We start from the raw sequence: 13,014 nt of genomic DNA on the forward strand, positions 1-13,014 counted from the left end.
CGCCGGTGACACGCCATGTCTTCCAATGCCTGGACGGGCATGCCTGCGGCAATCCGGTCCGCCTCATCACCGGGCCCTTGCCCTTCCTGGCGGGCGACACGATGAGCGAGAAGCGGGCCGATTTCATGGCCCGCTTCGACTGGATCAGGCGTTCGCTCATGTTTGAGCCGCGCGGCCATGACATGATGTCCGGGGCGATGTTCTACCCGCCCTGCTCGGACGATGCCGACGCCTCCATCCTCTTCATCGAGACCTCGGGCTGCCTGCCCATGTGCGGCCATGGCACGATCGGGGCGCTGACCATGGCGCTGGAAAATGGCGTCTTCACGCCGGCCGATCGCACCTGCGTCAAGCTCGACGCGCCCGCCGGGCGGATCGAGGCGGAGATCGACTGGCAGGGCGCGCACGTCACCGGCGTCCGCATCCGCAATATCGCCTCCTATCTCGCCGTCACCGGCCTGATGCTGGACATTCCCGGCTGGCAGGCCATCACCGTCGATATCGCCTATGGCGGCAATTTCTACGCCATCATCGAGCCGCAGCCCGGCTATGCCGATCTCGACGAAATGAGCGTCGCCGACATCCTGCGCCTCAGCCCGCTGGTCCGCGCCGCCGCCAATGAAGCCGTCACCCTCAGCCACCCCGATGACGCCCGTGTCCAAGGTGTCAGCCACGCCCTGTGGACCGGCCGTCCGCGCGACCCGAAAGCCCACGCCCGCAACGCCGTCTTCTACGGCGCACGCGCCATCGACCGCTCCCCCTGCGGCACCGGCACCAGCGCCCGCATGGCCCAGCTCGCGGCAAGAGGCGAACTCAAGCCCGGCGACGCCTTCATCCATGAAAGCCTGATCGGCAGCCTGTTTGAGGGCAAGGTGGAGGCCGCCACCACCGTCGGCGACCACGCCGCGATCATCCCCAGCATCAAGGGCTGGGCCATCCAGACCGGCATCAACACGATCTGGGTCGATGAGCGTGATCCGTATGCGGGTGGATTTACGGTGGGGTAGGAGCTGTCTTCTGACACGCACCCACCTTCCCTCTCCCCTGGGAGAGGGTCAGGGTGAGGGGGAAATCCAGGCGAACGCCGGAGCATCCCCCCTCATCCGGCCCTTCGGGCCACCTTCTCCCAGGGGAGAAGGACGGTCGCCATGGCACCGCCCTTTCAAACCAAACCCACCCTCATTTTTCCCGGACGCAGGCCCGGCCCTGAGCCGGGCGGAGATCCGGGACCCACCGCCTCCTCCGGCAAGCGATGAGCCTCCTGTCGGTCCCGGATGGCGCTTCGCGCCTCCGGGAAAAATGAGAGGGGAGGAAAGGGGGCGGAAACCTATCCCTCAAACGCCGTCACCAGCGCCGTTCGCGCCGTCACGATATGCTGCGTCATGCGATTGGCGCCGGCGATGGGGTCGCGGGACTTCATCGCGTCCAGCAGGCCGTCATGTTCGGTGTTGGCGGTCGTGCGGGCGTCGGGGGTGAGGGAGAGCTGGAGCCTCACATAGCGATCTATGTGCTGGTTGAGGGATTGCACGATGGCTTGGGTACGCGGGCGGTTTGCCGGGGCGTGCAGGGCGGCGTGGAAGTCGCGGTTGAGGGCGCCAAAGCGGGCGGTGTCGCCCTCGGCCAGGGCGGCGGTTTCGCGGGCGCGGATGGTCTCGACGGCGGCGATGTCGGCGGTGCTGGCGCGCTCGATGGCGTGGGCAAAGAGGCCCGGTTCCAGCTGCACGCGGATATCGAACAGCTCGGCCATTTCCGTCGCGGAGACCGGCGAGACGGTGACGCCGCGATTGGGCTGGAAGACCACCAGGCCCTCCACTTCCAACCGCCGCAGCGCTTCGCGGACCGGCATGCGCGACACCTTGTAGGCGTCGGCCAGTGTCTCCTGGCGCAGGGCTTCGCCCGGCTTGAACTCATTGGCCAGGATGCGGGCGCGGATGCGCGCGGCCAGCTGGTCGACGACCGAGGGCTGGGCGATGGGGTCGGAAAAGCTGGTATCAGTGCCCGGCAAGGGGGCGCTCCCGGATGATTGGCGTCGGGGCAGATTAGGCAGGTGTGTCGCGCGTGTCATGCCGCCAGGTCCGCTGGCGGCCTTGCGGCTCAGTCTAGGAACAGGACATTGATCATCTGGCCCGCCCGTGTCGGCGGCGCGTCGACGGCGCGCGGGATGAGGAGCTCGGCCCGGGCCAGGGCCGAGATCAGGCCGCTATCCTGACTGCCGGAGGGGCGGACACGGCCCGTTTCGGCATCGAAACGACCGCGAATCCAGGTCTCGCGCGGCCCATTGCCGGGCAGGTCGACCATCAGCCGCACCGGACGCAGGCGCGAGCGTGGCGTTTCGTCGAGCAGACGTTCGACGGCCGGGCGCACGACCAGTTCGGCGACCACAAGGGCGGAGACCGGATTGCCTGGCAGGCCCAGCACCGGCAGGTCCGGCAGCTGTCCGAACCAGGTCGGCTTGCCCGGCTTCAGCGCGATCTTGTCGAAGGCGAGCGTGCCGCCCATCTCGGCGAAGACCCGGCGCAGATGGTCATGATCCCCTACCGAAGCACCGCCGATCGTGACCAGAAGGTCGAGATCGCGGGCCTGTTCCAGCGCCGTTCGGACAGCGTCCGGCGTGTCGCGAGCGATGCCGAGATCAATGGCGATGGCGCCCCAGGCATTCAGCAGGGCCATCAGGGCCGGGCCGTTGGAATTGATGATCTGGCCGGGACCGGGCGGGGCACCGGCGGCGACCAGCTCGTCGCCCGAGGCCAGCACGCCGATGCGCGGCTGGCGGCGGACCCGCAGCGAAGCGGCACCGCCGGCGGCGGCCAGCGCCAGGCGCGGCGCGGTCAGGCGCAATCCGGCCTCCAGCAGGGTCTGGCCGGTGGTGAAGTCCTCGCCCCTGGTGCGGACATGGCGCCAGGGCTGGGGCGGGTCCTGCAGGGTGATCTGGTCGCCGGTGCGCGTCGTGTTCTCCTGGATCACGACCTGGTCGGCGCCCTCGGGCAGGGCGGCGCCTGTGGAGATGCGCACTGCGCTGCCAGGCCGGATCGGACGGTCGAGGGCATGACCGGCGGCGGATTCGCCATCGAGCGGCAGGGTGACGGGGTTGTCGCCGAGATCACCGGAACGCACGGCATAACCATCCATCGCCGAGGCATGGAAGGGCGGCTGGGTGAGGCCGGCGGTGACCGCTTCGGCCAGCACCCGGCCCGCCGCCTCGCCAAGGCCGACCGTCTCGACCTCAATCGGCGTGAGACTGGCCCGCACGCGGGCTATGGCGTCGGAGAGCGGGATCACGGCGTCGTCGTCTCGCGCTGCCAGTCGCCGGACTTGCCGCCGCGCTTGCTGTCCAGCTGGATCGCGGTGATGCGCATGCCCTTGTCGAGCGCCTTGGCCATGTCATAGAGGGTCAGCGCCGCGACAGAACAGGCCGTCAGCGCTTCCATCTCGACGCCGGTCTTGCCGTCGGTGCGCACGGTGGCGGTGATGGCAAAGGCGGTCTCGCCGGTCACCGGTTCAATCGCGACCTCAACCTTGGTGATCGGCAGCGGATGGCAGAGCGGGATCAACTCGGATGTCCGCTTGGCGCCCATGATGCCGGCCAGCTCGGCGGTGCGGCAGGCATCGCCCTTGGGACCCTGGCCGTCGCGCACGGCGGCAAAGGCTTCGGCACTCATCTCGATGCGGGCGCTGGCGGAGGCGGTGCGGCGGGTGACGGGTTTGTCGCCGACATCAACCATGCGGACCCGGCCCTCGCCGTCCTGATGGGTCAGTCTGGCCATCAGGCTTCTCCCAGGCGCGGCAGGATTTCGACCAGGTTGCAGGGTTTGTGGGAGGCGTCGAATTCATGCCGCAAAATCCCGTTCCAGGCATCCTTGCAGGCGCCCATCGAGCCGGGAATGGCAAACACATAGGTCGCCTTGGCAATGCCCGCCAGCGCCCGTGATTGCAGGGTCGAGACGCCGACCGACTGGAAGGAAATCTGGTGGAAGACGACGGAGAAGCCGTCGATCTCCTTGTCCAGCAAAGGGCGGATCGCCTCCGGCGTGACATCGCGCCCGGTCAGGCCGGTGCCGCCGGTGGTAATGACGGCGTGGACGGCCGGGTCATCGAGCCAGGTCTGCAGCTTGGCGCGGATGGTCTCGATCGTGTCGGGCACGATGCCATGGTCGATGATGGCGTGACCGGCAGCGGCGATGTGTTCGCGCAGCCAGGGACCGGTCTTGTCGCTGGCCGCATCACGCGTGTCGGAAATCGTCATCACGGCAAAGCCGAGCCGGGTCTCGTCGCTCATCAGGCATCCTCCTGCGCGATCTGGTCGCGCCAGTATTGCGATGCTGATGTGTCGCTGTCACGGGCCGCAACCCAGTGACTGCCGTCCTTTGTGTGGACCCGCTTCCAGAACGGCGCCTCGGTCTTCAGCCGGTCGATCAGGAAGCTGACCGCCTCCAGTGCGGCGCGGCGGTGCGGGGCGCTGGCGGCGACCACCACGATGGTCTCGCCGATGGCCATGCGGCCGACCCGGTGATGGATCAGAGCCTGGCTCAGCGACCAGCGGCTGATGGCTTGTTCGCAAAGCTCGGTCAGGGCGGTTTCGGTGACGCCGGGATAATGTTCCAGTTCCAGCGCTTCAAGGCCCGGCTCGGCGCGGACCTGGCCGACAAAGCTCGCCATCGCGCCGTCATCGGGATGGGTTCCTGTCAGGGCGGCGATCAGGGCCGCTGCGTCGAGCGGATCAGGCGTGACCAGGATGTCCGTCGTCATGGGTCAGCCTCCGGTGAAGGGCGGGCAGAAGGCAAGCCGGTCGCCATCATCCAGCGGGCTGGGGCGGGTGACGATGCGGTCATTGCGGATCAGGCGGATTTCCGGTGCTGCAAGCGCGGCGGCTGCAACGTCAGCGGATGTGAGATGGGCGATCAACGCTTCGCTGTCGGTGATCTCGCCGGGCAGGTCGAGCGTGGTTTCGCCCGCGCCGAGCCGGTCACGCAGGGCAGCCAGATAGCGGATATGAACCTGCATGGATCAGCCTCCCGTGATGGCCATGTGCCGCGTTACCGAGGGTTTGGCCCCCGGGCTGACGTCGAAATCATGCGCTTCCGGCTTGGCGGCCACGGCGGCCTCCAAGGCTGAATGCAGGCCGGCGACACCGTGCTCGCGCAGGGCGCCGCGCAGATCGACGCTGCCCTCCTGTCCCAGGCAGGCATGCAGCTGGCCGGTGCAGGTCAGGCGGACGCGGTTGCAGCCGGCGCAGAAATTCCCGGTCAGCGGCGTGATCAGGCCGAGCTTGCCGCCGGTCTCCGCGACATGATGATAACGCGCCGGCCCGCCGGTGGTTTCATCCAGCGGGGTCAGGGTCCAGCGTTGGTCGAGGCGATCCCGGACCGCGCTCAGCGGCAGAAACTGCACCGAACGATCGGTGCCGACATCGCCGATCGGCATGACTTCGATCAGGGTGATGTCATGGCCCTGGCCATGCGCCCAGGCGATGAGGTCGGGCAGTTCGTCCTCATTCTCGCCCTTCATGGCGACCGCATTGATCTTGACCTTGAGACCGGCAGCCTTGGCCGCTGCGATGCCGGTCAGCGTGTCGGCGAGGCGGCCGCCACGGGTCAGGCGGGAAAAGCGCCCGGCGTCCAGCGTGTCGAGCGAGACATTGATGCGCATCATGCCGGCAGCAGCGAGGCGTTCGGCAAAGCGCGGCAGCTGTGTGGCATTGGTGGTCAGGGTCAGTTCCTCGAGGCCGCCTTCCTGACCCAGACGGGCGCCGAGCCGTTCGATCAGGCTGACCACATCACGCCGCACCAGGGGTTCGCCGCCGGTGATGCGGATCTTGCGGACGCCGCGCGCGATGAAGGCGCCGGCGACCTGTTCCAGCTCTTCCAGGCTCAACAGCTCCGATTTCGGCAGGAAGTCCGGCTGCGCTTTCATGCAATAGACGCAGCGCAGATCGCAGCGGTCCGTCACCGACAGGCGCAGATAGCGGATCTGGCGACCGAAACTGTCGATCAGCGGCGAGTAGGGGTGGGACATGGCCATGCTGCGAATTTGGGGGGGAAGGCGAGGCGGGGCAAGGCGTTTTGGCGGATGAAAGCCGGTGGCACGCAATCGTGACCGGGCGTGTCGCCAGCGGGCATTGGTTCTGCAAATTGCGCCCGGAGGGCACGTCTCGCCCGCGTCGTCGCGCTGATGATCCCCAATCTGCCACATTGGCGAGCAGGCTTGCATCATTCTTGCGCGCTCGGGTCGGGCGGCCATCCCACGGGATGCCAAGTATTTGCCGTGGTGGCGGTATCAAGTCATAATTCGTGGAAATCCATTCCCTGAATTCCACTTTCAGGGCATAAAATGCCAATTCGCCGCACAGGCTCCGACTTGTGCGCATGCGAAGTCTGTGCTGCATTAGCGAACTTTCGGCTGTGTGAAGGGGGCAGGATTGCTCAGATTTGTGGACATCGACCAGGCCTATCCGGAGAAGCGCTCGGAGAGCGAACGGCGCAAGGATTTCAATGAGATCTATCGCGGTTTCTCGACCGAGGCCGCGGCGGGCCAGGCCTCGCGCTGTTCACAATGCGGCGTCCCTTTCTGCCAGTCCGGCTGTCCCTTGCAGAACAATATCCCCGACTGGTTGATGCTGGCCGGCGAAGATCGTCTCAAAGAGGCCTATGACGCCTCCGCCGCAACCTCGACCATGCCGGAGATCTGTGGCCGCATCTGCCCGCAGGACCGTCTGTGTGAAGGTTCCTGCGTGGTTGAAAAGTCCAAGCACGGCGCCGTGACGATCGGTGCCGTCGAGCAATACATCACCGATACCGCCTGGAAAGAAGGCTGGGTCGAGCCGCTCAAACCCGGCCCTGAACGCGGTCAGAGCGTCGCCATCATCGGCTCCGGCCCTGCCGGTCTTGCTGCCGCAGAACGGCTGCGCGAGAGCGGGTTCGCGGTCACCGTCTACGAGCGCGCCGACCGCGCCGGCGGCCTGTTGATGTATGGCATTCCCGGCTTCAAGCTGGAAAAGTCCGTCGTCCAGCGTCGGCTCGACCGGCTGGCCCGGGGCGGTATTGCCTTCAAGATGAATTTCGAGGTCGGCCGAGACGCGACGCTGGACGAGATCCGTGCGGAACATCATGCGGTCCTGCTGGCAACCGGGGTCTATAATGCCCGCCTGCTGACCTGTCCGGGCTCCGGTGACGGGGTGCTGGCGGCGCTGGATTACCTGACCCGCTCCAATCGCGATGATCTGGGCGATCCGGCGGCCAATGACAGTGTGCTCGATGCCAAGGGCAAGGATGTCGTCGTGGTCGGCGGCGGCGATACGGCGATGGATTGTGTCCGCACCGCCGTGCGCCAGGGCGCCAAATCCGTGACCTGCCTCTATCGCCGCGACCGCGCCAACATGCCCGGTTCGGCCCGCGAAGTGAAACATGCCGAGGAGGAGGGGGTCGTGTTCGAATGGCTCTCCGCCCCGCTCGCCGTCCTGACCAAGGGCGATGCCATTTCAGCCGTCCGCGTCCAGGGCATGCGCCTCGGCGCGCCCGACCTGTCGGGACGCCGCGCCCCCGAGCCCGATCCCGGCAAGACCTGGGACCGGCCCGCCGACATGGTGATCTCGGCCCTCGGATTCACCCCGGAAGACCTCCCCGTCCTGTTCGACGCGCCGGACCTCTCCGTGCATCGCGACGGCCGGGTCGAGGCGGATCGGGATACCCGCATGGCCAGTCTTGACGGCGTGTTTGTCGCCGGCGACCTGCATCGCGGCGCTTCGCTGGTGGTCTGGGCGATCAAGGACGGACTCGATGCCGCGCGCTCGATCGAATCCTATCTCGACAACCGCATGCGTGTTCTGGGAGCGGCCGAATGACGAACAAGACCTGGTCCGAAGCCGCCCACCGCCAGGGGCTGGAAACCCTCACTCGTGCCGGCCTGATCGATCCGCGTGATGAACGCGATGCCTGTGGTGTCGGCCTTGTCGCGGACATGAAGGGCCGCGCCCGTCGCGATATTGTCGAGCTGGCGATTGATGCGCTCAAGGCAGTCTGGCACCGCGGGGCCGTCGATGCCGACGGGCTGACAGGTGACGGGGCCGGCCTGCGCGTTGGCGTGCCGCAGGACTTCTTCAAGGCGGCCGTGGCCCGCACCGGCCACGAGCCCGAGCGCGGCGATGTCATTGTCGGCATGGTCTTCCTGCCACGCACCGATTTTGCCGCCCGCGAACGCGCCCGCGCCATCATCGAGGCGGAAATCCTGCGTGAGGGTTTTGCCTTTTACGGCTGGCGCCAGCCGCCGATCGACACGTCTGTTCTGGGCGACAAGGCCCGCGCCACCCTGCCGGAAATCGAACAGGTCCTGTTCCGCGATCCGCGCGAACGCGACAGCGAGGCGGTCGAGCGCGTGCTCTATATTGTCCGCCGCCGCATCGAGCGTCGGGCCCGAGAGGAAAATCTCCGCGACCTCTATGTCTGCTCGCTGTCCTCGCGCGACATCATCTACAAGGGCCTGTTCCGGGCCGAGGATATCGATGCGTTTTATCGCGACCTGCAATCGCCGGACTTCGTCTCGCCCTTCGCCATTTTCCACCAGCGCTATTCCACCAATACCTTCCCGGAGTGGCGGCTGGCCCAGCCCTTCCGGATGCTGGCCCACAATGGCGAGATCAACACGATCCGCGGCAATATCAACTGGATGCGGAGCCATGAGGTCCACATCGCCGAGACGGCCTTTGCCGATGTCATCAGCGATGTGAAACCGGTGATCCAGCCGGGGGCCTCGGACAGTGCCGCGCTCGACCAGACCTTTGAAATCCTGGTTCGCGCCGGCCGCTCGGCGCCGATGACCAAGACGCTGCTTATCCCGGAAGCCTGGTCCAAGCGGGCCGATGTCATGCCCGAGGGCTGGAGCCGGATGTATGAGTATTGCAATGCGGTGATGGAGCCCTGGGACGGGCCGGCCGCGATTGCCGCCTTTGACGGTCGCTGGGCGATTGCCGGTCTCGACCGCAATGGCCTGCGGCCGATGCGCTATGCCCTGACCAATGACGACGTCTTCGTCGCCGGCTCGGAAACCGGCATGGCGCCGGTTGATCCGGTGACCGTCACCGAGCGCGGTTCGATCACGCCGGGCCGCCTGATCGCGCTCGATATCGTCGAAGGCAAATTCTACCGCGAGCAGGACATCCTCAACGAGCTGTCGGAACAGCACCCCTATACGCGTTGGCTCGGCGAGATGGAGGATCTTGAATCCGTCGTCGGACCGGGATCGGAAGACCAGATTTTCAGCGAGGATGACCGCACGCGGCGCCAGGCGGCATCGGGCTTTACCTTCGAGAATATAGAACTGGTCATCAAGGCGATGGCCGAGGATGGCAAGGAGGCGGTCGGCTCGATGGGCGATGATGCGCCGCTGGCCGTGCTGTCTGAGAACTATCGCCCGCTCTCGCACTTCTTCCGGCAGAATTTCTCCCAGGTCACCAATCCGCCCATCGACCCGCTTCGCGAAGGCCGGGTGATGGGACTGAAGACCCGCTTCAGAAATCTGGGAAACATTCTCGGCCAGGGCGAAGCACGCGCGAGCGTGCTCGTGCTCGACAGCCCGATCCTGACCAATGGCGGATATGAACGCTGGCGCGGCCATATGGGCGGTGCGGTCAAGGAGATTGATTGCTTGCTGCCGGTCGTGGCGGCCTCAGGCGACGGTCAGGTTCTGCGCCAGGCCATTGATGATGTGATCCGCGAATGTGTCGCCGCCGTCCGGGATGGTGCTGCCCATCTCGTGCTCACCGATCACCGACAGGATGCCGAAAATGCGGCCCTGCCGATGATCCTGGTGGCCGGCGCCGTCCACTCGACCCTGACCCGCGAGGGGCTGCGCAATTTCTGCTCGCTCAATGTACGGGCCGGTGAGTGTTTCGACGCCCATTATGCCGCCGTGCTGATCGGGCTCGGCGCGACCACGGTGAACCCCTATCTCGCCTTCGACACGGTGACGGCCGGACGCGAAAGCGTGGGCGGCGAAAGCTGGGCCCGCGCCCGGGCCGGTCGCCTCAAGGCGGCGCTTGATGGCGGGCTTTTGAAAATCCTCTCCAAGATGGGGATCTCGATCATTTCCTCCTATCGGGGCGGCTGCAATTTCGAGGTTCTCGGCCTGTCGCGCGCTCTGGTCGAAGCCTATCTGCCGGGCGTGGTCAGCCGGATTTCCGGTATCGGCCTGCCGGGCCTGGAAGTGCGGACAGTGGAGCTGCACCGCAAGTCCTGGCGCGATGACGAGGCGCGCCTGCCGATCGGTGGCTTCTATCGCCAGCGTTCCAGTGGCGACCGCCATGCGCTCAACGCGCCGGTGATCAGCGCCCTGCAGGCCGCCGTGCGCGGCAATGATGCCAAGGCTTGGAAATCCTATCGCAGCGCGATCCGTGACCAGGGCCCGATCCAGCTTCGCGATCTGATGGACATGCGCCCCATCGGCCCGGCCGTCGGGCTCGACCGGGTGGAATCGATCAATGGCATCCGTCGCCGTTTCGTGACGCCGGGCATGTCGCTGGGCGCCCTGTCGCCGGAAGCGCATGGCGCGCTGAATGTGGCGATGAACCGGATCGGTGCCAAATCGGTCTCCGGTGAGGGCGGCGAGGACCCGGCCCGCTACAAGCCGCTGCCCAATGGCGACAACATGAATTCCGCGGTCAAGCAGATCGCCTCGGGCCGGTTCGGCGTGACCGCGGAATATCTCGGCCAGTGCCGCGAGATGGAAATCAAGGTCGCCCAGGGCGCCAAGCCCGGTGAGGGTGGCCAGCTGCCCGGCTTCAAGGTCACCGAATTCATCGCCCGCATGCGACTGGCGACGCCGGGCGTCAGCCTGATCTCGCCGCCGCCGCATCATGACATTTATTCGATCGAGGATCTGGCCCAGCTCATCTATGATCTCAAGCAGATCAATCCGACCGCCCGGGTCGGTGTGAAGCTGGTCGCGGCCGCCGGTGTCGGGGCTGTCGCCGCCGGCGTTGCCAAGGCCAATGCCGACATCATCAATATCTCCGGCTCGGTTGGCGGGACGGGCGCTGCGGCCCTGTCTTCAATCAAGTTTGCTGGCGGTCCGCTGGAACTCGGCCTCGCCGAAGCCCACCAGATGCTGTCACTCAACGGGCTGCGTGAGCGCGTCACCCTGCGTGCTGATGGCGGGATCCGCACCGGGCGCGACATTGTCATTGCCGCCATGCTGGGGGCCGAGGAATTCGGCGTCGGCACGGCCTCGTTGATCGCGCTGGGCTGTCTGATGGTGCGGCAATGCCATTCCAACACCTGCCCGGTCGGCGTCTGCACCCAGGATGATGATCTGCGCGCCCGTTTCGGCGGTTTCCCGGACCATGTCGTCAACCTGATGACCTTCCTGGCCCAGGATGTGCGCGAAATCCTCGCTGGTCTTGGTGCCACGTCGCTGGAAGACGTGATCGGGCGGGCCGACCTGCTCGACCAGGTCTCGCGCGGTTCGGAATCGCTCGACGATCTCGACCTCTCGGCGATCATGTCGCGGGCCGATGCGGTGGAGCGTCCGGCACGCTCGACCCGCAGCCTGCGCAATCCTGTCGCTCCGGCTCTCGACGAACAGATTATCGAGGATGCGGCCCCGGCCTTTGATCGCGGCGAGAAGATGCAGCTCGATTATGGCGTCAAGAATACCGACCGCGCCGTCGGCACGCGGACCTCGTCGGAGATTGTCTCCCGCTTCGGTCTGGACGGGCTGGGTACTGATCACCTCACCCTGCGCCTGCGCGGTTCGGCCGGTCAGTCGCTGGGGGCTTTCGCCGCCAAGGGGCTGCGCATCGAGCTTGATGGCGATGCCAATGACTATGTCGGCAAGGGCCTGTCCGGTGCCAGCATCATTGTGCGGCCCTATGGCGGCGCGACCGAGGCCAATGAGGAACACGCCATCATCGGCAATACCTGTCTTTACGGTGCCACTGCGGGCCGGCTCCTGGCGGCCGGTCGTGCCGGGCAGCGCTTCGGCGTGCGCAATTCCGGCGCCGATGCGGTGATCGAGGGCTGTGGCACCAATGGCTGCGAATACATGACCGGCGGCACCGCCGTCATTCTTGGCCCGGTCGGCGATAATTTTGCCGCCGGCATGACCGGCGGCGATGTCTTCGTCTATGATCCGGAACGCCGTCTCGATGCCCGCCTCAATCGCGAGACCGTGCTCGCCTTTGATCTGGAAGGCGAGGGCGAGCGCCGCTGCCTGACCCTGATCGAGGCGCATGCGGCCGAGACCGGCTCGCGTGTCGCCCGCCGACTGTTGGCGGGCTGGCCGGAAGAGCGGGGACATTTCGTCCATCTGCGCGGCGAGGAAGTGGTCAAGCGGGAGCGCGCCGCGCTGGCGGCCGCGAATGACAGCCAGACCGCCTGATTTGCCGTTTCTTGTGACCTTGAGAATTGATATTGCGGCGCAACACGGGCATTGGTCGCGCCAGCATTTGGGCGTAAAACCTCGCCCGGACCAGCCGCAAGGAGCACAGGATGCGGATCGACAAAATCTCCGCGGGCGAAAATCCGCCTGAAGACATCAATGTGATCATCGAGGTCCCGGTGGGCGGCCAGCCGGTGAAGTACGAGATGGACAAGGATGCCGGCACGCTCTTCGTCGATCGCTACCTGCACACGCCGATGAGCTATCCGTGCAATTATGGCTTCATGCCGCACACCTTGTCGGAAGATGGCGATCCGATCGACGTGATGATCGTCGGCCACACCACGCTGGTGCCGGGCTGCGTCGTCCGCGCCCGTCCGATTGGCGTTCTCCTGATGGAAGACGAGAGTGGCATGGACGAGAAAATCCTCGCCGTCCCGCACCCCAAGCTCTCCCCGCTCTATGGCAAGGTCAATGAGCCCGACGATATCCCGGAAGCCCAGCTGATGCGGATCAAGCATTTCTTCGAGCACTACAAGGATCTCGAGCCCAATAAATGGGTCAAGGTCATCGGCTGGGGCGACGCCGCCAAGGCGCGCGAGCTGATCTCGGAATCGATCGAGCGCGTGAAGGGCTGAGGCCTTTCCC

11 protein-coding genes are annotated in these 13,014 nt (G+C 66.2%); 4 read left to right on the plus strand and 7 right to left on the minus strand.

Annotated elements, in window-relative coordinates:
* Positions 1–5: 5 nt before the first annotated feature.
* Positions 6–1,007, plus strand: a complete 1,002-nt coding sequence (locus AWH62_RS00240) for a 4-hydroxyproline epimerase (protein WP_075188456.1) — start codon at positions 6–8, stop codon at positions 1,005–1,007.
* Between the two features lie 320 nt (positions 1,008–1,327).
* On the opposite strand, the gene AWH62_RS00245 is transcribed toward AWH62_RS00240, so the two are convergent.
* The 7 genes from AWH62_RS00245 to moaA all read right to left on the minus strand — a co-directional run bounded on the left by AWH62_RS00245 (position 1,328) and on the right by moaA (position 6,018).
* Positions 1,328–2,005 carry a GntR family transcriptional regulator gene (locus tag AWH62_RS00245; protein ID WP_075188457.1) on the minus strand — a complete coding sequence of 226 codons (678 nt, stop codon included), beginning with the start codon at positions 2,003–2,005 and terminating at the stop codon, positions 1,328–1,330.
* Between the two features lie 89 nt (positions 2,006–2,094).
* A complete protein-coding gene (glp, locus tag AWH62_RS00250; protein ID WP_198928850.1) occupies positions 2,095–3,279 on the minus strand; it encodes a gephyrin-like molybdotransferase Glp in 1,185 nt (394 codons plus the stop codon).
* Positions 3,276–3,764, minus strand: a complete 489-nt coding sequence (gene moaC, locus AWH62_RS00255; protein ID WP_075188459.1) for a cyclic pyranopterin monophosphate synthase MoaC — start codon at positions 3,762–3,764, stop codon at positions 3,276–3,278. Before moaC ends, glp begins: the two co-directional genes overlap by 4 nt.
* On the minus strand, positions 3,764–4,276 hold the full coding sequence (gene moaB / locus AWH62_RS00260; protein WP_075188460.1) for a molybdenum cofactor biosynthesis protein B: 513 nt from the start codon (positions 4,274–4,276) through the stop codon (positions 3,764–3,766). Before moaB ends, moaC begins: the two co-directional genes overlap by 1 nt.
* Entirely contained in the window at positions 4,276–4,746 is a 471-nt protein-coding gene (locus tag AWH62_RS00265; protein ID WP_075188461.1) for a molybdenum cofactor biosynthesis protein MoaE, read from the minus strand. The genes moaB and AWH62_RS00265 overlap by 1 nt, the downstream gene beginning before the upstream one ends.
* A gap of 3 nt (positions 4,747–4,749) precedes the next feature.
* Entirely contained in the window at positions 4,750–5,001 is a 252-nt protein-coding gene (locus tag AWH62_RS00270) for a MoaD/ThiS family protein (RefSeq protein WP_075188462.1), read from the minus strand.
* Positions 5,002–5,004: 3 nt separating this feature from the next.
* Positions 5,005–6,018 carry a GTP 3',8-cyclase MoaA gene (gene moaA, locus AWH62_RS00275; RefSeq protein ID WP_075188463.1) on the minus strand — a complete coding sequence of 338 codons (1,014 nt, stop codon included), beginning with the start codon at positions 6,016–6,018 and terminating at the stop codon, positions 5,005–5,007.
* Positions 6,019–6,415: 397 nt separating this feature from the next.
* On the opposite strand from moaA, the gene AWH62_RS00280 reads away from it, so the two are divergent.
* From AWH62_RS00280 to ppa, 3 genes are all read left to right on the plus strand, one after another.
* Complete coding sequence (locus AWH62_RS00280) at positions 6,416–7,837, plus strand: NAD(P)-dependent oxidoreductase (RefSeq protein WP_075188464.1); 1,422 nt, start codon at positions 6,416–6,418, stop codon at positions 7,835–7,837.
* Positions 7,834–12,366, plus strand: coding sequence for a glutamate synthase large subunit (gene gltB / locus AWH62_RS00285; protein WP_075188465.1), 4,533 nt, complete (start codon positions 7,834–7,836; stop codon positions 12,364–12,366). The genes AWH62_RS00280 and gltB overlap by 4 nt, the downstream gene beginning before the upstream one ends.
* A 110-nt stretch (positions 12,367–12,476) precedes the next feature.
* Positions 12,477–13,004, plus strand: a complete 528-nt coding sequence (gene ppa, locus AWH62_RS00290; RefSeq protein ID WP_075188466.1) for an inorganic diphosphatase — start codon at positions 12,477–12,479, stop codon at positions 13,002–13,004.
* Positions 13,005–13,014: the final 10 nt, after the last annotated feature.

It is taken from the genome of Maricaulis sp. W15 (assembly GCF_001924955.1).
Lineage (GTDB): Bacteria > Pseudomonadota > Alphaproteobacteria > Caulobacterales > Maricaulaceae > Maricaulis > Maricaulis maris.

Excerpts from the sequence above, each read along its gene's own strand:
- ppa (WP_075188466.1), top strand. The coding sequence starts at position 12,477 with ATGCGGATCGACAAAATCTCCGCGGGCGAAAATCCGCCTGAAGACATC.
- gltB (WP_075188465.1), top strand. The coding sequence starts at position 7,834 with ATGACGAACAAGACCTGGTCCGAAGCCGCCCACCGCCAGGGGCTGGAA.
- moaA (WP_075188463.1), bottom strand. The coding sequence starts at position 6,018 with ATGGCCATGTCCCACCCCTACTCGCCGCTGATCGACAGTTTCGGTCGC.
- moaC (WP_075188459.1), bottom strand. The coding sequence starts at position 3,764 with ATGGCCAGACTGACCCATCAGGACGGCGAGGGCCGGGTCCGCATGGTT.
- AWH62_RS00270 (WP_075188462.1), bottom strand. The coding sequence starts at position 5,001 with ATGCAGGTTCATATCCGCTATCTGGCTGCCCTGCGTGACCGGCTCGGC.
- AWH62_RS00265 (WP_075188461.1), bottom strand. The coding sequence starts at position 4,746 with ATGACGACGGACATCCTGGTCACGCCTGATCCGCTCGACGCAGCGGCC.
- moaB (WP_075188460.1), bottom strand. The coding sequence starts at position 4,276 with ATGAGCGACGAGACCCGGCTCGGCTTTGCCGTGATGACGATTTCCGAC.